At 69.8% G+C, this 16,870-nt stretch carries 15 protein-coding genes; 6 read left to right on the forward strand and 9 right to left on the reverse strand.

Features of this window, described 5'->3' with window-relative positions; all coding sequences use genetic code 11:
• Window positions 1-15 precede the first annotated feature (15 nt).
• The 5 genes from ispH to murJ form a co-directional block, all read right to left on the reverse strand.
• A complete protein-coding gene (gene ispH / locus OCJ37_RS14600; protein WP_263110423.1) occupies window positions 16-966 on the reverse strand; it encodes a 4-hydroxy-3-methylbut-2-enyl diphosphate reductase in 951 nt (316 codons plus the stop codon).
• Window positions 967-973: 7 nt separating this feature from the next.
• Window positions 974-1,477: a signal peptidase II gene (gene lspA, locus OCJ37_RS14605; protein WP_263110425.1), complete on the reverse strand. Its 504-nt coding sequence runs from the start codon at window positions 1,475-1,477 to the stop codon at window positions 974-976.
• 95 nt (window positions 1,478-1,572) lie between these two features.
• On the reverse strand, window positions 1,573-4,404 hold the full coding sequence (ileS, locus tag OCJ37_RS14610; RefSeq protein ID WP_263110426.1) for an isoleucine--tRNA ligase: 2,832 nt from the start codon (window positions 4,402-4,404) through the stop codon (window positions 1,573-1,575).
• Window positions 4,405-4,410: 6 nt separating this feature from the next.
• Complete coding sequence (locus OCJ37_RS14615) at window positions 4,411-5,433, reverse strand: bifunctional riboflavin kinase/FAD synthetase (RefSeq protein ID WP_263110428.1); 1,023 nt, start codon at window positions 5,431-5,433, stop codon at window positions 4,411-4,413.
• 400 nt (window positions 5,434-5,833) lie between these two features.
• Window positions 5,834-7,426 (reverse strand): murein biosynthesis integral membrane protein MurJ, encoded by a 1,593-nt coding sequence (gene murJ / locus OCJ37_RS14620; RefSeq protein ID WP_263113697.1) that lies wholly within the window; start codon window positions 7,424-7,426, stop codon window positions 5,834-5,836.
• 116 nt (window positions 7,427-7,542) lie between these two features.
• Here murJ and rpsT point away from each other — a divergent pair, with 116 nt between their 5' ends.
• Window positions 7,543-7,815, forward strand: a complete 273-nt coding sequence (rpsT, locus tag OCJ37_RS14625; protein WP_003469619.1) for a 30S ribosomal protein S20 — start codon at window positions 7,543-7,545, stop codon at window positions 7,813-7,815.
• A gap of 124 nt (window positions 7,816-7,939) precedes the next feature.
• Here the strand turns inward: rpsT and cgtA are convergent, their stop codons facing one another.
• The 3 genes from cgtA to rplU all read right to left on the reverse strand — a co-directional run bounded on the left by cgtA (window position 7,940) and on the right by rplU (window position 9,860).
• On the reverse strand, window positions 7,940-8,995 hold the full coding sequence (gene cgtA, locus OCJ37_RS14630) for an Obg family GTPase CgtA (RefSeq protein WP_263110444.1): 1,056 nt from the start codon (window positions 8,993-8,995) through the stop codon (window positions 7,940-7,942).
• Between the two features lie 259 nt (window positions 8,996-9,254).
• Complete coding sequence (rpmA, locus tag OCJ37_RS14635; protein WP_263110446.1) at window positions 9,255-9,527, reverse strand: 50S ribosomal protein L27; 273 nt, start codon at window positions 9,525-9,527, stop codon at window positions 9,255-9,257.
• Between the two features lie 12 nt (window positions 9,528-9,539).
• On the reverse strand, window positions 9,540-9,860 hold the full coding sequence (rplU, locus tag OCJ37_RS14640; protein WP_263110447.1) for a 50S ribosomal protein L21: 321 nt from the start codon (window positions 9,858-9,860) through the stop codon (window positions 9,540-9,542).
• A 292-nt stretch (window positions 9,861-10,152) separates the two neighbouring features.
• Between rplU and uvrA the strand changes: the two genes are divergently transcribed.
• Together uvrA and OCJ37_RS14650 are read left to right on the forward strand one after the other, a co-directional pair.
• Window positions 10,153-13,119, forward strand: coding sequence for an excinuclease ABC subunit UvrA (gene uvrA / locus OCJ37_RS14645; RefSeq protein WP_263110449.1), 2,967 nt, complete (start codon window positions 10,153-10,155; stop codon window positions 13,117-13,119).
• Window positions 13,116-13,547 (forward strand): acyl-CoA thioesterase, encoded by a 432-nt coding sequence (locus OCJ37_RS14650; protein ID WP_263110450.1) that lies wholly within the window; start codon window positions 13,116-13,118, stop codon window positions 13,545-13,547. The genes uvrA and OCJ37_RS14650 overlap by 4 nt, the downstream gene beginning before the upstream one ends.
• Before the next feature lie 359 nt (window positions 13,548-13,906).
• On the opposite strand, the gene OCJ37_RS14655 is transcribed toward OCJ37_RS14650, so the two are convergent.
• Window positions 13,907-14,395, reverse strand: a complete 489-nt coding sequence (locus tag OCJ37_RS14655; RefSeq protein WP_263110451.1) for a copper chaperone PCu(A)C — start codon at window positions 14,393-14,395, stop codon at window positions 13,907-13,909.
• A gap of 49 nt (window positions 14,396-14,444) precedes the next feature.
• On the opposite strand from OCJ37_RS14655, the gene OCJ37_RS14660 reads away from it, so the two are divergent.
• From OCJ37_RS14660 to OCJ37_RS14670, 3 genes are all read left to right on the forward strand, one after another.
• The gene (locus OCJ37_RS14660) at window positions 14,445-15,224 is read left to right on the forward strand and encodes an enoyl-CoA hydratase/isomerase family protein (protein ID WP_263110452.1); all 780 of its coding nucleotides are present in this window, start codon (window positions 14,445-14,447) and stop codon (window positions 15,222-15,224) included.
• A gap of 73 nt (window positions 15,225-15,297) precedes the next feature.
• On the forward strand, window positions 15,298-16,209 hold the full coding sequence (tesB, locus tag OCJ37_RS14665; RefSeq protein WP_263110454.1) for an acyl-CoA thioesterase II: 912 nt from the start codon (window positions 15,298-15,300) through the stop codon (window positions 16,207-16,209).
• 10 nt (window positions 16,210-16,219) lie between these two features.
• Complete coding sequence (locus OCJ37_RS14670; RefSeq protein ID WP_263110455.1) at window positions 16,220-16,744, forward strand: putative signal transducing protein; 525 nt, start codon at window positions 16,220-16,222, stop codon at window positions 16,742-16,744.
• The last annotated feature ends 126 nt before the right edge of the window (window positions 16,745-16,870 follow it).

Consider the following 16,870-nt stretch of genomic DNA (forward strand, 5'->3'; position numbering starts at 1 on the left):
GCCGCGGGCGTCCGGTCAATTGACCAGGCGCAGGCGCAGTTCCTTGGGCAGGGCGAACACCATCGACTCCGGTTCGCCGGCCAGTTCGCCGACGCCGTCGGCGCCCAGTTCGCGCAGCCGCGCGATGACGCCGTCCACCAGCACCTGCGGGGCGGAGGCGCCGGCGGTCAGGCCGATGCGGCGCTTGCCGACGACCCAGGCCGGGTCGATCTCGTCAGCGCCGTCGATCAGGTAGGACTCCACCCCGTCGCGCCGCGCCAGCTCGCTGAGCCGGTTGGAATTGGAGCTGTTCGGCGAGCCGACCACCAGCACCAGGTCGCACTGCCTGGCCAGGTCGCGCACCGCGTCCTGGCGGTTCTGGGTGGCGTAGCAGATGTCGTCGTTCTTCGGCCCCTGCATCGCCGGGTAGCGCGCGCGCAGCGCGTCGATGATGCCGCGGGTGTCGTCCACCGACAGCGTGGTCTGGGTGGTGTAGGCCAGGTTCTCCGGCTGCTGGATGTCCAGCGTGGCGACCTGCTCGATGTCCTCGACCAGGTAGATGCGCCCGACGCCGCGTTCGCGGTTCCATTGGCCCATCGTGCCCTCCACTTCCGGGTGGCCGGCATGGCCGATCAGCACCACGTCGCGGCCGGCGCGGCAGTGCCGGGCCACTTCGAAATGGACCTTGGTGACCAGCGGGCAGGTCGCGTCGAACACCTTCAGCCCGCGCCGCTCGGCCTCCTGGCGCACCGCCTGGGACACGCCGTGGGCGCTGAAGATGACGGTGTTGCCGTCGGGCACTTCGTCGAGCTCCTCGACGAAGATCGCGCCGCGCTGCTTCAGGTCGTCGACCACGAAGCGGTTGTGCACCACCTCGTGGCGCACGTAGATCGGCGCGCCCAGGGTCTCGATGGCGCGCTTGACGATCTCGATCGCGCGGTCGACACCGGCGCAGAAACCACGGGGATTGGCGAGCAGGACGTCCATGCCCCGATTATCCCGCTTTTCGCTTCGACTTGCCGTCGAACACGCCGAACAGGGCGATGCCCACGGCGCCGGCGACGATCGCCGAGTCGGCGATGTTGAACGAGGGCCAGTAGTGGTCGCCCACGTACCACTGGATGAAATCGACCACGTGGCCGTGCATCAGCCGGTCGATCACGTTGCCGATCGCGCCGCCGATGACCAGGGCGTAAGGCATCGCGCTGCGCCAGTCGCCGCGCGGGGTGCGCGCCAGCCACCAGGCCAGCAGGCCGCTGATGCCCACCGCCAGCGCGGTGAAGAACCACAGCTGCCAGCCGCCAGCCTGGCTCAGGAAGCTGAACGCAGCGCCGGTATTGTAGGTGCGGTACCAGTTCCAGAAGCCGGGGATCACCGGCACCGCGGTGAACTCGGGCAGGCTGGACAGCACCCAGGCCTTGCTCCACTGGTCCAGGCCGATCACCAGCGCGGACAGCAGCAGCCAGATCAGGGCGGAGGGGTTGGGTCGTACGGTCATGCGCGAGGTCCGCCTTGGGCGAAGGATCAGGTGGAGGGACGGCTAGGTGCGACGCGGCAACGGCACGGGACGCGCCGCCGCCGCGCCAGGGCGGATCAGAACCAGCGGCGCTCCTCGCCCGGCCCGGCGATGTTGCTGACGCAGCGGCCGCACAGTTCCGGATGCGCCGGGTCCACGCCGACGTCGGCGCGGTGGTGCCAGCAGCGCACGCACTTCTGCTTGGAAGTGGCCTGGGCGCTGACGAAGATCTCGTCGGTGCTGGCCTCGCGCACCACCACGTCGCCGCTGATGAACAGGAAGCGCAGTTCCTCCTGCAGCGGCTGCAGCTTGGCTGCCGTGGCCGCGTCGGCGGCGACGGTGATCTCCGCCTCCAGCGCCGCGCCGATCACGCCGTTGCCGCGCATCGGCTCCAGCACCTTGGACACCTGCTCGCGCAGCGCCAGCAGCTGCTCGAAGTCGGCCGCGCTCAGCGCCGCGTCTTCCGGCAGCGGCGCCAGGCCTTCGTACCAGGTGGCGAACAGCACGTTGCCGACGTGCGCGCCGGGCAGGTAGCCCCACAGTTCGTCGGCAGTGAAGCTCAGGATCGGCGCGATCCAGCGCACGAACGCCTCGGCGACATGGAACATCGCGCTCTGCGCCGAACGCCGGCCGCGCGAGTCCTCGGCCATCGTGTACAGCCGGTCCTTGGTCACGTCCAGGTACAGCGAGCCCAGGTCCACGCTGCAGAAGTTCAGCAGCGCCTGCACGATCGCGGCGAAGTCGTAGCGCTCGTAGGCGGCCTTGATCTGCTCCTGCAGCTCGTAGGCGCGATGCACGATCCAGCGGTCCAGCGCCACCATCTCCGCCAACGGCAGCAGGTGCGTGGCCGGCGCGAAGCCGTGCAGGTTGCCGAGCAGGAAGCGCGCGGTGTTGCGCAGGCGCCGGTAGGCGTCGGCGTTGCGCTTGAGGATCTCCTGCGACAGCGACATCTCGTTGCTGTAGTCGGCCGAGGCGATCCACAGGCGCAGGATGTCCGCGCCCAGCGTCTTCATGATGTCCTGCGGCTCGATGCCGTTGCCCAGCGACTTGGACATCTTGCGGCCGTGCTCGTCCACGGTGAAGCCGTGGGTCAGGCACTGCCGGTACGGCGCCGCGTGGTCCAGCGCCACGCCGGTCAGCAGCGAGGACTGGAACCAGCCGCGGTGCTGGTCCGAGCCTTCCAGGTACAGGTCGGCCGGCTTGGGGATGCCGCGCTCGGCCAGCACCGCCTCGTGGGTGACGCCCGAGTCGAACCACACGTCGAGGATGTCGGTGATCTTGTCGTAGTCGGCGGCCTCCTCGCCCAGCAGTTCGGCGGCGTCGAGCGTGTACCACACGTCCACCCCGCTCTCCTCGACGCGGTCGGCGACCTGGCGCATCAGCTCGGTGCTGCGCGGATGCGGCTCGCCGGTCTCGCGATGCACGAACAGCGCGATCGGCACGCCCCAGGTGCGCTGCCGGGAGATGGTCCAGTCCGGGCGCCCGGCGACCATGCCGGCGATGCGCGCCTGGCCCCAGGACGGATACCAGTGCACGCCCTCGATCGCCTTCAGCGCGTCGGCGCGCAGGTTGGCCTGCTCCATCGAGATGAACCACTGCGGGGTGGCGCGGAACGCGATCGGGGTCTTGTGCCGCCAGCAGTGCGGGTAGCTGTGGGTCATCGTCGCGTGCGCCAGCAGCGCGCCGCGCGCGGCCAGCACCTCGGCGATGACGTCGTTGGCCTTCCAGATGTGCAGCCCGGCCAGCGCCACGCCATCGGCCGGCGGGGTCGACGGCAGGTACACGCCGCGGCCGTCAATCGGGTTGATCTGCGCGGCGGTGTAGCGCTCGATCAGGCCGTACTGCCTGGCCGCCACGTAGTCTTCCTGGCCGTGCCCGGGCGCGGTGTGCACCGCGCCGGTGCCGTCCTCGTCGGAGACGTGGCTGCCCAGGATCAGCGGGATGTCGCGCTCGTCGTAGAACGGATGCGCGAGCACTTGATTTTCCAGCGCCGCGCCGGCGACGCGGCCGTGCACCACCACCTCGGCCACGCCATAGCGCTGCAGCGCGCGCTCGGCCAGCGCATCGGCCAGCACCAGCCAGCGGCGGCGGCCGGCATGCGCCGGGCCTTCGACCAGCGCGTAGACCAGGTCCGGCCCCAGCGACACCGCCAGCGAGGCCGGCAGCGTCCAGGGCGTGGTGGTCCAGATCGGCACCGCGACCTCCACACCGTCCGGCAGCGCGGCGCCGAACGCGGCGGCCAGCGCCGCGCCGTCGCGCGCGGTGTAGGCCACGTCCACGGTCGGCGACTGCTTGTCGGCGTACTCGATCTCCGCCTCGGCCAGCGCCGAGCCGCAGTCGAAGCACCAGTGCACCGGCTTCACCCCGCGGGTCAGGTGGCCGTTGTCGACGATGCGCGCCAGCGCGCGGATCTCGTTGGCCTCGAAATGGAAGTCCAGCGTGCGGTACGGGTTGTCCCAGTCGCCGATCACGCCCAGGCGCTTGAAGTCGCGGCGCTGGATGTCGATCTGCTCGTTGGCGTATTCGCGGCACTTCTGCCGGAACTGCGCCGCGTCCAGCTTGACCCCGACCTTGCCGAACTTCTTCTCGATCGCGATCTCGATCGGCAGGCCATGGCAGTCCCAGCCCGGGATGTACGGCGCATCGAAGCCGGCCAGGTACTTGGACTTGACGATGATGTCCTTGAGGATCTTGTTGACCGCGTGGCCGAGGTGGATCGCGCCGTTGGCGTACGGCGGGCCGTCGTGCAGCACGAACAGCGGCCGGCCCTGGGCGTTGTCGCGCAGCTGCGCGTACAGGCCCTCGCTCTCCCAGCGCGCCAGCGTGTCCGGCTCGCGCTTGGGCAGGTCGCCGCGCATCGGGAAGTCCGTCGCCGGCAGGTGGAGGGTGGCTTTGTAGTCCTGGGTCACGGGGATTTACCGGTTGTCTTCAGTGGAGAGTCCGCGCGGGCGCGCGGGCTGGTGCGTGCGGCTGGCGCCATCGGCGTTCGCGCGCGGCGGCGCGGCTTCCGGCGCGGCCGCGAGCAGGCGCCGGGCCAGCGCGGCGTCGCGATGCATCTGTTCGGTCAGCGCCGCCAGGTCGGAGAATTTCTCTTCGTCGCGCAGCTTGGCGACGAATTCCACGTCGATGTGGCGCCCGTACAGGTCGCCCTGGAAATCGAACAGATGCGCTTCCAGCAACGGCTCGACGCCCTGCACGGTCGGCCGCGTGCCGAAGCTGGACACCGACGGCCACGGCCGCTCACCCACCCCGTGCACCCAGGTCGCGTAGATGCCCGACAGCGCCGGGGTGCGGTTGAAGCGCAGGTTCGCGGTGGGATAGCCGAGCGTGCGCCCGAGCTGCTTGCCGCGCACCACGCGGCCGTCGATCGCGTACGGGCGGCCGAGCAGTTCGGCGGCATGCGCGAACTCGCCGGCCACCAGCAGCTCGCGGATGCGGGTGCTGGAGATGCGTTCCTCGCGCAGGTGCACCGGCTCGATCTCGCCGGCGGAAAAGCCCAGCTGCGCGCCCATCTCGCGCAGCAGCGCGATGTCGCCGCCGCGCTTGTGGCCGAAGCGGAACGCCGGGCCGATCCACACCTCGCGCGCCTGCAGCCGCTCGACCAAGGTGCGCCGCACGAAGTCCTGCGCGCTCATCGACGACAGGCGCAGGTCGAAGCGCAGCAGGCCGACGCTGTCCACGCCGAGCGCATGCAGGCCTTCGACCTTGGCCCGCGCCAGGGTCAGCCGCGGCGGCGGCGCGGACGGGGCGAAGAACTCGCGCGGCAGCGGCTCGAAGCTCAACGCCACCGCCGGCACGCCCAACGCGCGGGCACGCGCCAGCGCATGGCGCACCAGCGCACGGTGGCCCAGATGCAGGCCATCGAAGGCGCCGATGCAGACCACGCTTCCCTGCGGGAACAAAGTCCCGCCCTCGACGTCTCTAAACAGCCTGCTCATTCCTCGGTCCGAAGCGCCGGCGCGCGTGCGCCGGCCGATGATGCGTAACCGTCGAGTATAGCGGGGTGGCGTGGGGGCCGGGATTCGGGATTCGGGGACTGGCGGGACTGGCGGGACTGGCGGGACTGGCGGGACTGGCGGCACGCTGCCTGGGTGGAACCTGTCGTCAAGCGATTTGACAAGAAAGCGCCATACCTGCCTGAACGAGGCGGCAGCCCGGTTACCCAGCCGCCGCTTTTCTGTAGGGGGGCTTCAGCCCCGACGCCTTACCGGCAAAGCGTCGGGGCTGAAGCCCCTCCTACAGAAAAGCCCAGCTGCGCCAGCGCCGCGGATCCCGAATCCCGGCCCTCCGCAACCAAACGGCGGACCATCCCCAATCCCCAATCCCCAATCCCAGCCCTCAGTGTTCCCTCAAATCCCGCGGCCGGAACCCCAGCGCCAGCAGCGCCAGCAGGTACACCGCCCCGCCGCCGCCGACCAGCGCCAGCAGGCTGCCGATGCGGTGCCACTTGTCCATCGTGCTGAAGTCCGGCAGCCAGTGCAGGCCCAGCCCCAGCACCGCGGCCATCGCCGCGCAGGCCAGGCCCAGCCGCAGCAGGTAGCCGGCCCAGCCCGGCCGCGGCCGGTACACCTCGGCGCGGCGCAGCCAGCGCCACAACAGCGACAGGTTGATGTAGCTGGCCACCGCGCTGGCCAGACCCAGCGCCAGGTGCAGGCCCGGCACCGCCGCCAGCGCCGCACGCACGCCCTGCGCACGCAGTTCGGCCGGCACCCACAGCTGGTACAGGATCGCCAGGAACAGCAGGTTCAGCACCATGTTGGCGACCAGCGCGACCACGCCGGCGCGCACCGGCGTGCGCGTGTCCTGGCGCGAGTAGAACGCCGGCAGCAGCACCTTCAGCAGCGCGAACGCGGGCAGGCCGAAGCTCAGCCCGAACACCGACATCGCCGCCATGCGCGTGTCGAACGCGGTGAACTTGCCGTACTGGAACAGCGTGGCCACCAGCGGCTGGCTCAGCAGCATCAGCCCCAGCATCGCCGGCACCGCGATCAGCAGCGTGGTGCGCAGGCCCCAGTCCAGCGCGTTGGAGAACCCGGCGTGGTCGGTCTTGACGTGGTGGCGCGACAGCGCCGGCAGGATCACCGTGCCCAGCGCCACGCCGAACACGCCCAGCGGCAGCTCCAGGAAACGGTCGGCCTGCGACAGCCAACTCTGCGAGCCGGCGAACAGGAACGAGGCGATCACCGTGTCCAGCAGCAGGTTGATCTGCGCGATCGAGGAGCCGAACAGGGTCGGCACCATCAGCGTCAGCACCCGGCGCACGTCCGGGTGGCGCCAGCCCCAGCGCGGCAGGGTCAGCAGGTCGATGCCGCGCAGCGCCGGCAGCTGGAACAGCAGCTGCAACGCGCCGGCCACCAGCACCGCCCAGCCCATCGCCAGGATCGGTACCTCCAGCTTCGGCGCCAGCCACAGCGCGCCGGCGATCATGCACAGGTTGAGGATCACCGGGGTCAGCGCCGGCAGGCCGAAGCGGTGGAAGCTGTTCAGGGCGCCGCCGGCCAGCGCCGTGAGCGACACGAACAGCAGGAACGGGAAGGTCAGCCGCAGCAGGTCCACGATCAGGCCGAACTTGGCCGGATCGTCGCTGGAGCCCGGATTGAACAGCAGCGCCACCTGCGGGGTGAAGATCAGCCCCAGCGCGGTGACCAGCAGCAGGATCCCGCCCAGCGTGCCGGACACCCGCGACATCAGCGCGCGCAGGTCGGCGTGCGGCCGGGTTTCCTTCACCTCGGTGAACACCGGCACGAAGGCGGTGGCGAACGACCCTTCGGCGAACAGCCGGCGCAGGAAATTGGGAATGCGGAACGCGACCCAGAATGCGTCGGTGGTGGCGTTGGCGCCGAACGAAATGGTGATAGCCTGATCGCGTACCAGCCCCAGCACGCGCGAGACCATGGTCATGCTGCTGAACGAGAGCAGCCCGCGGAGCATGCGCGGCGCGCTCATGCAGCGACCCTCTTGACAATTGGCTTGACGCAGTTGTTTGGACGCTTCATACTCTCCCGCTTGTTTTTATCCACCACACAGCTTTCCAGGAAACCACCACCGTGGCCAATATCAAGTCCGCCAAGAAGCGCGCCAAGCAGACCGTCGTGCGCAACGCGCGCAACACGGCTCAGCGTTCGATGCTGCGCACCGCCGTCAAGAAGGTCATCAAGGCCCTGGACGCCAACGACGCCGCCGGCGCCGAAGCCGCTTTCGCCGTCGCCCAGCCGATCCTCGACCGTTTCAGCTCGCGCGGCCTGATCCACAAGAACAAGGCTGCCCGTCACAAGAGCCGCCTGACCGCCCGCATCAAGGCGATCAAGACCGCCGCCTGATCGGCTGCGGTTGTTGCCGGGGGCGCCAGCGCTTCCGGCACTACGAAAAAGCCCGGCCTTGGCCGGGTTTTTCGTGTGCGCGTGATCCGCTCCGGGCAGTGCCGCGGCGGACCGGCCGCCGCGCTCAGGGCGCATTGGCGGCCGCGTCCAGCGCATCCTCGCGCTGGCGGTCGAAGAACGCCATCACGTCCTTCATGATCGGCCAGGTGCCGTCGCGGCCCAGCGCCGAGACCAGGTACCACGGCTGGGTCCAGCCCAGCTCGGCGACGACCTGTTCGGCCAGCGCGCGCGCCTCGTCCTCGAACATCAGGTCGGCCTTGTTCAGCACCAGCCAGCGCGGCTTGGCCAGCAGCTCGGCGTCGTGCTTCTCCAGCTCGCGCTCGATCGCGCGCACCTGCTCGATCGGCGCCACCCCGTCCACGCCGCCTTCCATCGGCGCCAGGTCCACCAGGTGCAGCAGCAGGCGGGTGCGCTGCAGGTGGCGCAGGAACTGCGCGCCCAGCCCGGCGCCGTCGGCCGCGCCTTCGATCAGGCCCGGGATGTCGGCGATCACGAAGCTGCGGTAGGCCTCGACGCTGACCACGCCCAGGTTCGGATACAGCGTGGTGAACGGATAGTCGGCGACCTTCGGCGTGGCCGCGGACACCGCGCGGATGAAGGTGCTCTTGCCGGCGTTGGGGAAGCCGAGCAGGCCGACGTCGGCCAGCAGCTTCAGCTCCAGCTTCAGCGTGCGCTCCTCGCCCTCCTCGCCCGGCGTCGCCTTGCGCGGCGCGCGCGTCACCGAGCTCTTGAAATGCATGTTGCCCAGGCCGCCCTTGCCGCCCTGCGCGACCAGCAGCCTGTCGCCATGCGCGACCAGGTCGCCGATGGTCTCGTCGGTATCGACGTTGATGACCACGGTGCCGACCGGCACGGTGATGACCAGGTCTTCGCCGGCCTTGCCGTACATCTGCCGGCCCATGCCGTTCTCGCCGCGCTGCGCGCGGAACGCGCGCTGGTGGCGGAAATCGACCAGGGTATTGAGGTTCTCGTCGGCGACCAGCCACACGCTGCCGCCGTTGCCGCCGTCGCCGCCGTCCGGCCCACCGAGCGGGATGAACTTCTCGCGGCGGAAGCCGATGCAGCCATTGCCGCCATTGCCGGCACTGACCTGGATTTCTGCTTCGTCTACCAACTTCATGGATTAACAACCGGGAATGGGGAATGGTGAATCGAGAATCGGAAAAGCGAACCGGGCCGTGGCGTCGATTCTAAGTGGCAGCACCCGATCGGCAAAATCCGATCAGCTGCATGACCAGGCAAGGGAGCGAGCCGACGGGAGGCGCTTTTGCCATTCCCGATTCCCCATTCCCGGTTCCCGGCCGCCAAAACAAAAACCCCGCCGAAGCGGGGCTTTCGTCAGCAAGCCTGCGCGGGCGCAGGCCCTGGAGGCGAAACGCTTACGCCTCGGCGGTCGCTTCGGCCACCACGCTCACGGTGCGACGCTTCTTGGCGCCCTTCACCGAGAACTCGACCTTGCCGTCGACCAGCGCGAACAGGGTGTGGTCGCGGCCCAGGCCGACGCCGGTACCCGGGTGGAACTGGGTGCCGCGCTGACGCACGATGATGTTGCCGGCCTCGATCGCCTGGCCGCCGAACATCTTCACGCCCAGGTATTTCGGGTTGGAGTCGCGGCCGTTGCGCGAGGAACCTACGCCTTTTTTGTGTGCCATGACTGCTGCTCCTTACTTCTTGTCGCCACCGGCAATGCCGGTGATCTCGATTTCGGTGTAGTGCTGACGGTGTCCCTGACGCTTCATGTGGTGCTTGCGGCGGCGGAACTTGATGATGCGCACCTTGTCGGCGCGGCCATGGGCCACGACCTTCGCGGTGACGGTGGCGCCCTTCAGCGCGTCACCGAACTTGATGCCGTCGCTGTCGCCCAGCATCAGGATGTTGTCGAACTTGATCTCGTTGCCGGCTTCGACTTCGAGCTTTTCCACGCGGAGCGTTTCGCCCTGCGCGACGCGGTATTGCTTACCGCCGGTTACCAGTACTGCGTACATGACCAGACTTCCTCTGTAGTTATTGTGGTCGCCCCTGCCGTGCCTCTTCGGGCAGACAGGAGCGGAATTGTAATGGCTTCAGCGGGTTAGGGTCAAGCCCCCGCCCCGCCGCCGATCCGGCCCCGGCATCGCGCCGCGATTGGCTGAACCGGCCAGCCGCGCGCCCGCCCGGCGCCTGGCAAATCCGGCAATTGCCCCCACCTGACAAGCTGGGTACGCTGATCGATTGCCGTCCCCTCTCCGCCCCCACGCTGGCCCGGGCCGACGCCCGCCGGCACAACACGGATTCCTCATGGCGATGGATTTCATCCGCATCCGCGGCGCGCGGACGCACAACCTCAAGAACCTCGACCTCGACCTGCCGCGCGACAAGCTGATCGTGATCACCGGCCTGTCCGGCTCGGGCAAGTCGTCGCTGGCGTTCGACACCATCTACGCCGAAGGCCAGCGCCGCTACGTGGAGTCGCTGTCGGCGTACGCGCGGCAGTTCCTCAGCGTGATGGAAAAGCCCGACATCGACCACATCGAAGGCCTGTCGCCGGCGATCGCGATCGAGCAGAAGTCGACCTCGCACAACCCGCGCTCCACGGTCGGCACCATCACCGAGATCTACGACTACCTGCGCCTGCTGTACGCGCGCGTGGGCCAGCCGCGCTGCCCGGAACACGGCTACCCGCTGGAGGCGCAGACCATCAGCCAGATGGTCGACCATGTGCTGACCCTGGACCCGGAGCAGCGCTACATGCTGCTGGCGCCGGTGATCCGCGAGCGCAAGGGCGAGCATGCGCAGGTGTTCGAGCAGCTGCGCGCGCAGGGATTCGTGCGCGTGCGCGTGGACGGCGAGCTGTACGAGATCGACTCGGTGCCGGCGCTGGCGCTGCGCCAGAAGCACACCATCGAGGCGGTGATCGACCGCTTCCGCCCGCGCGAGGACATCAAGCAGCGCCTGGCCGAGAGCTTCGAGACGGCGCTGAAGCTGGCCGACGGCATGGTCTCGGTGCAGTCGCTGGACGACACCGCCGCCGCGCCGCACCTGTTCTCCTCCAAGTACAGCTGCCCGGTGTGCGACTACTCGCTGCCGGAGCTGGAGCCGCGGCTGTTCTCGTTCAACGCGCCGATGGGCGCCTGCCCGAGCTGCGACGGCCTGGGCGTGGCCGAGTTCTTCGATCCCGAGCGGGTGGTGGTGCATCCGGAGCTGTCGCTGTCGGCCGGCGCGGTGCGCGGCTGGGACCGCCGCAACGCCTACTACTTCCAGCTGATCGCCTCGCTGGCCAAGCACTACAAGTTCGACGTGGACGCGCCGTGGCAGTCGCTGCCGGCGAGCGTGCGCCAGGCGGTGCTGTACGGCAGCGGCGATGAGACCATCACCTTCACCTACTTCACCGACGCCGGCGGCCGCACCCAGCGCAAGCACCGCTTCGAGGGCATCATCCCCAACCTGGAGCGCCGCTACCGCGAGACCGAATCGCCGGCGGTGCGCGAGGAACTGGCCAAGTACATCAGCGAGCGGCCGTGCCCGGACTGCAAGGGCGCGCGCCTGAACAAGGCCGCGCGCAACGTGTTCGTCGCCGACCGTCCGCTGCCGGACCTGGTGGTGCTGCCGATCGACGATGCGCTGCGCTTCTTCCGCCAGCTCGACCTGCCCGGCTGGCGCGGCGAGATCGCCACCAAGATCGTCAAGGAAATCGCCGAGCGGCTCGGCTTCCTGGTCGACGTCGGCCTGGACTACCTGACCCTGGAACGCAAGGCCGACACCCTCTCCGGCGGCGAGGCGCAGCGCATCCGCCTGGCCAGCCAGATCGGCGCCGGCCTGGTTGGGGTGATGTACGTGCTCGACGAGCCGTCGATCGGCCTGCACCAACGCGACAACGAACGCCTGCTCGGCACGCTCACCCGGTTGCGCGACCTGGGCAACACGGTGATCGTGGTCGAGCACGACGAGGACGCGATCCGCCTGGCCGACTACGTGCTGGACATCGGCCCCGGCGCCGGCGTGCACGGCGGCGAGATCGTCGGCCAGGGCACCGTGCAGGACCTGCTGAAGGCGCCGCGTTCGCTGACCGGCCAGTACCTGTCGGGCAAGCGCCGCATCGAGATCCCGGCCAAGCGCCACAAGCCCAACCCGAAGATGACCCTGCACCTGCGCGGGGCCACCGGCAACAACCTCAAGAACGTGGACCTGGACATCCCGGCCGGGCTGCTGACCTGCGTCACCGGCGTGTCCGGCTCGGGCAAGTCGACGCTGATCAACGACACCCTGTTCACCCTGGCCGCCAATGAGATCAACGGCGCCTCGCATGCGGTGGCGCCGTTCCGCGAGATCGAGCATCTGGACCTGTTCGACAAGGTCGTGGACATCGACCAGTCGCCGATCGGCCGCACCCCGCGCTCCAACCCGGCCACCTACACCGGCCTGTTCACCCCGCTACGCGAGCTGTTCGCGCAGGTGCCCGAGTCGCGCGCGCGCGGCTATTCGCCGGGCCGCTTCAGCTTCAACGTGCGCGGCGGCCGCTGCGAGGCGTGCCAGGGCGACGGCCTGATCAAGGTGGAGATGCACTTCCTGCCCGACGTGTACGTGCCCTGCGACGTGTGCCACGGCAAGCGCTACAACCGCGAGACGCTGGAGATCCTGTACAAGGGCTTCAACATCAACGACGTGCTGCAGATGACCGTGGAGGACGCGCTGCGCCTGTTCGAGCCGGTGCCGAGCATCGCGCGCAAGCTGGAGACGCTGGTCGACGTGGGCCTGAGCTACATCAAGCTGGGACAGAGCGCGACCACGCTGTCCGGCGGCGAGGCGCAGCGAGTGAAGCTGTCCAAGGAACTGTCGCGACGCGACACCGGCCGCACCCTGTACATCCTCGACGAACCGACCACCGGCCTGCACTTCCACGACATCGAGGCGCTGCTCGGCGTGCTGCACAAGCTGCGCGACGAAGGCAACACCGTGGTCGTGATCGAGCACAACCTGGACGTGATCAAGACCGCGGACTGGGTGGTGGACCTGGGTCCGGAAGGCGGCCACCGCGGCGGCACCATCCTGGCCACCGGCACCCCGGAGGAGATCGCCGCGCATCCGGATTCCTACACCGGCCAGTTCCTGGCCAAGCTGCTGCCCGCCGGCACCGTGGCCAAGCCGACCAAGCCGGCGGCGATGGCCAACAAGCCCGACGCGCTGCCGCCGCGCAAGAGCAAAGCAGAGAAGGCCGCCGCCAAGAAGGCGGCCAAGAAGACCACGACCAAGAAGGCCGCACGATGAGCGCATCCCCCGCCGATTCCTCCTCCACGTCGCACAAGCCGCTGGCGCGCGTGCCGATCAGCGTGCGCTGGCGCGACATGGACAGCATGGGCCACGTCAACAACGCCAAGTACATTTCCTACCTGGAGGAAGCGCGCGTGCGCTGGCTGCTGCACGTGGAGGGCTTCTCGATGCGCAACCGCATCGCCCCGGTGGTGGCGGCGACCAACGTCAACTACCGGCGCCCGATCGTGTGGCCGAACGACATCGTGGTGGAACTGTTCGTCGAGCGCATGGGCAGCAGCAGCATCACCGTCGGCCACCGCATCGTCGACCAGAACGACGACAGCGTGCTGCACTCGGACGGCAACGTGGTGGTGGTGTGGATCGACACCCAGACCGGCAAGAGCGCGCCGCTGCCGGAGGAGATCCGCGCGGCCTGCGGGTGAGGCCGGGGTTCGGGATTGGGGGATTGGGGATTCGTAAAAGCGGCGAGTCCCGCATGCCGCAGGAGCGCTGCATCCGCGACATGGGCAACGCGAAGTAAACGGGCGCCGACGGCTGTCGGGGCTGAAGCCCTCCCACAGTGCGCCCAGCGGGCTGGCCGCACCCCCCTGTAGGAGCGGCTTCAGCCGCGACGAACGGCGCCTTGAACGCAACGGGCTTCGGGATCGGCCGGACTAAAGCTCCCTACGGTGCGCCGGGTTGCCGGCCGCAAGCTCTTGTGGGAGCGACTTCAGTCGCGACGCGCCGAACCCAACGGCTGCCGCGGCATCGGCAATCACACCGACACGCCGCAGCCAAGGCGCTACGGCTTGGCCGCTCCCACCTTCATCTCGCCCCGCACCTCGCGCCCATCCTCCAGCACGAAGGTGATCGGCACGCTGGCGCCCTCGCGCAGCGGCTGCGCCGGCTGCATCAGCATCAGGTGCAGGCCACCGGGCTGCAGCACCGCGTCGGCGCCGGCGGCCAGCGGCAGGCGCTCCAGTTCGCGCATCTTGCTGACCCCGTCCACCTGCGTGCTCTGGTGCACGCTCACCTCGCCGAACGCCGGGCTGCGCGCCGACACCACCGCCAGCGCCTGCGCGCAGGGGTTGTGCAGGCGGCCGAAGCCGGCGGCCATCGGCATCATCGCCCCGTTCGGCGGCAGCCGCACCCAGCCCTCGCGCCATTGCGGCACGCAGCCGTCCTTCCTGGCCGCCGCCGGCGCCGCAAACGCGGCCCCCGGCGCCGACAGCACCAGACACGCCAGCGCGATGGCCAGCCCCCGTACGCATGCGGATGGTTTGAGCTTCATGGCTCTATGATAGCCGTCCCCGCCCCTGGCCGCCTTCGGACCCTCCCCCATGACCTCGCTGATCCAGGTTCTCGACCACGGCCCCATCCGCCAGCTGCGCCTGGCGCGCGCGCCGGTCAACGCGCTCGACACCGCCCTGTGCGCCGAACTGGCCGCGGCGATCGCGCAGGCGCAGGCCGACGCGGTGCATGCGCTGGTACTGTCCGGCAGCGAGCGCATCTTTTCCGCCGGCATGGACGTGCCGCACCTGCTCGGCCACGGCAGCGACCGCGCCCGGCTGCTCGACAGCTGGCGGCAGTTCTTCGGCGCGGCGCGCGCGCTGGCCGACAGCGCCATCCCGGTGGTGGCGGCGTTGACCGGCCACGCGCCGGCCGGCGGCTGCGTGCTGGCGCTGTGCTGCGACTACCGGGTGATGGCGCGCAGCCCGGAGCCGGCGCACCCGGTCACCATCGGCCTCAACGAGACCCAGGTCGGGCTGGTCGCGCCGGAAGGCATCCAGCGCCTGCTGCGGCGCGTGGTCGGCGCGCACCGCGCCGAGCGGCTGCTGGTCGCCGGCGAGCTGGTCAGTGCCGAGCGCGCGCTGGAGATCGGCCTGGTCGACGAGCTGGCCGATGCGGAACTGGTGGTCGCGCGCGCGGTGGCCTGGCTGCAGGAGCTGCTGAAGCGCCCGCGGCAGCCGATGCTGCAGACCCGCGCGATCGCCCGCGCCGACCTGCGCGCGGCGCTGGCCGACGAACACATCCAGCTGGAGCGCTTCGTCGACGACTGGCAGGCACCGGACACCCAGGCCGCGCTGCACGCGCTGGTCGCGCGCCTGGGCAAGGGCTGAGCGCCGCAGCGCGCGCGGGCCGGCGCAGGCGGCCCGCTATAATCGCGGCCAATCCTCGCCCAGGCCCCGCCTCTTGTCCGCCAAGCCGCCCGCCCCCGTCGTGTCCGAACTGATCGAACTGCTGTCGCTGGAACGGCTGGAGGACAACCTGTTCCGCGGCCAGAGCCGCGACATCGGCACCAAGTACGTGTTCGGCGGGCAGGTGCTGGGCCAGGCGCTGTCGGCGGCGCAGGCGACGGTGGACAACGGGCGCCGCGCGCATTCGCTGCACGCCTATTTCCTGCGCGCCGGCGACATCGACCACCCCATCGTCTACGACGTGGACCGCACCCGCGACGGCGGCAGCTTCTCGGTGCGCCGGGTCACCGCGGTCCAGCACGGCAAGGTGATCTTCTTCTGCGCCGCCTCGTTCCAGGAGCAGGAAGACGGCGCCACCCACCAGCTGAAGATGCCGGAAGTGCCGCAGCCGGAGGACATCGAACCGACCCAGGCCGCGCGCCCGGAGGTGCTGGCGACGCTGCCGACCAAGGTGCAGCGCTGGCTCTCGCGCGGCGGCCCGTTCGAGTTCCGCCACGTGTACCCGCGCGACGAACTGAACCCGCCCAAGCGCCCGCCGTTCCAGCACATGTGGATGCGCCTGAGCGAACCGGTCGGCGACGCGCCGGAACTGCACCAGGCGCTGCTCGCCTACGCCTCGGATTTCCACCTGCTCGGCACCGCGACCTTCCCGCACGGCATCAGCTACTACACGCCGAACGTGCAGATGGCCTCGCTCGACCACGCGCTGTGGTTCCACCGCCCGTTCCGCGCCGACGACTGGCTGCTGTATTCGCTGGACAGCCCCAGCGCGCAGGGCTCGCGCGGCCTGGCGCGCGGCCAGTTCTTCACCCGCGACGGCGTGCTGGTGGCCAGCACCGCGCAGGAAGGCCTGATCCGCGTGGTGCCCGATGCCGGCGCCGCGGCGCAGGTCCCGGCCAAACACTGAGGCGACGACGATGCGGCAGATCTTCAGCAGCCAGCGCGTGGAAACCGCCGAAGGCGTGGCCAAGCTGCTGCGCGAGCAAGGCATCGAGGTGCGGCTGAGCAACGGCCGCTCCTACCGCAGCCGGCGTAGCGGCCAGTTCAGCTACCTCGAGCCGATGGCGACGCAGGCGCAGCCGACGGTGTGGGTGGTGCATGCCGACGACCAGCCGCGCGCGCGTGCGCTGCTGCGCGAATCCGGCCTGATCGACAGCACCCGCCAGGACCCGGCGCAGACCCTGCCGTACCTGAGCGAATTCCGTTCGCAGGCGGTGCCTGACAGCGGCAAGCGCTGGGCGTGGCGCATCCGCGTCGCGCTGCTGCTGGCGATCGGCGCGGTGGCGCTGGTGACGGTGCTGCGCCATCGCGGCAACCAGGCGCCGGCGCCGGTCGCGGCGCCGGTCGCGGCGCCGGCCAACGCACCGGCGGCGCAGCCCGCGCCGGCCACCGACGACGACGAAGTGCGGGTACGGGTGCAGCCGGCGCAGCGCGGCAACTGAAACGCGGCAACCGAGCCGCCTGGCAGAAAAACCTTCCTGTTCTTGCGGAAGGCTTCGGATGGTCTCGGGCGCTCGGTCGTCAGCCTCGGCGGGGCTGTGCAAGTCCGTTCCCCAGGGCCGGTTCCT

Source organism: Xanthomonas sp. AM6 (genome assembly GCF_025665335.1).
Taxonomy (GTDB): Bacteria; Pseudomonadota; Gammaproteobacteria; order Xanthomonadales; family Xanthomonadaceae; genus Xanthomonas_A.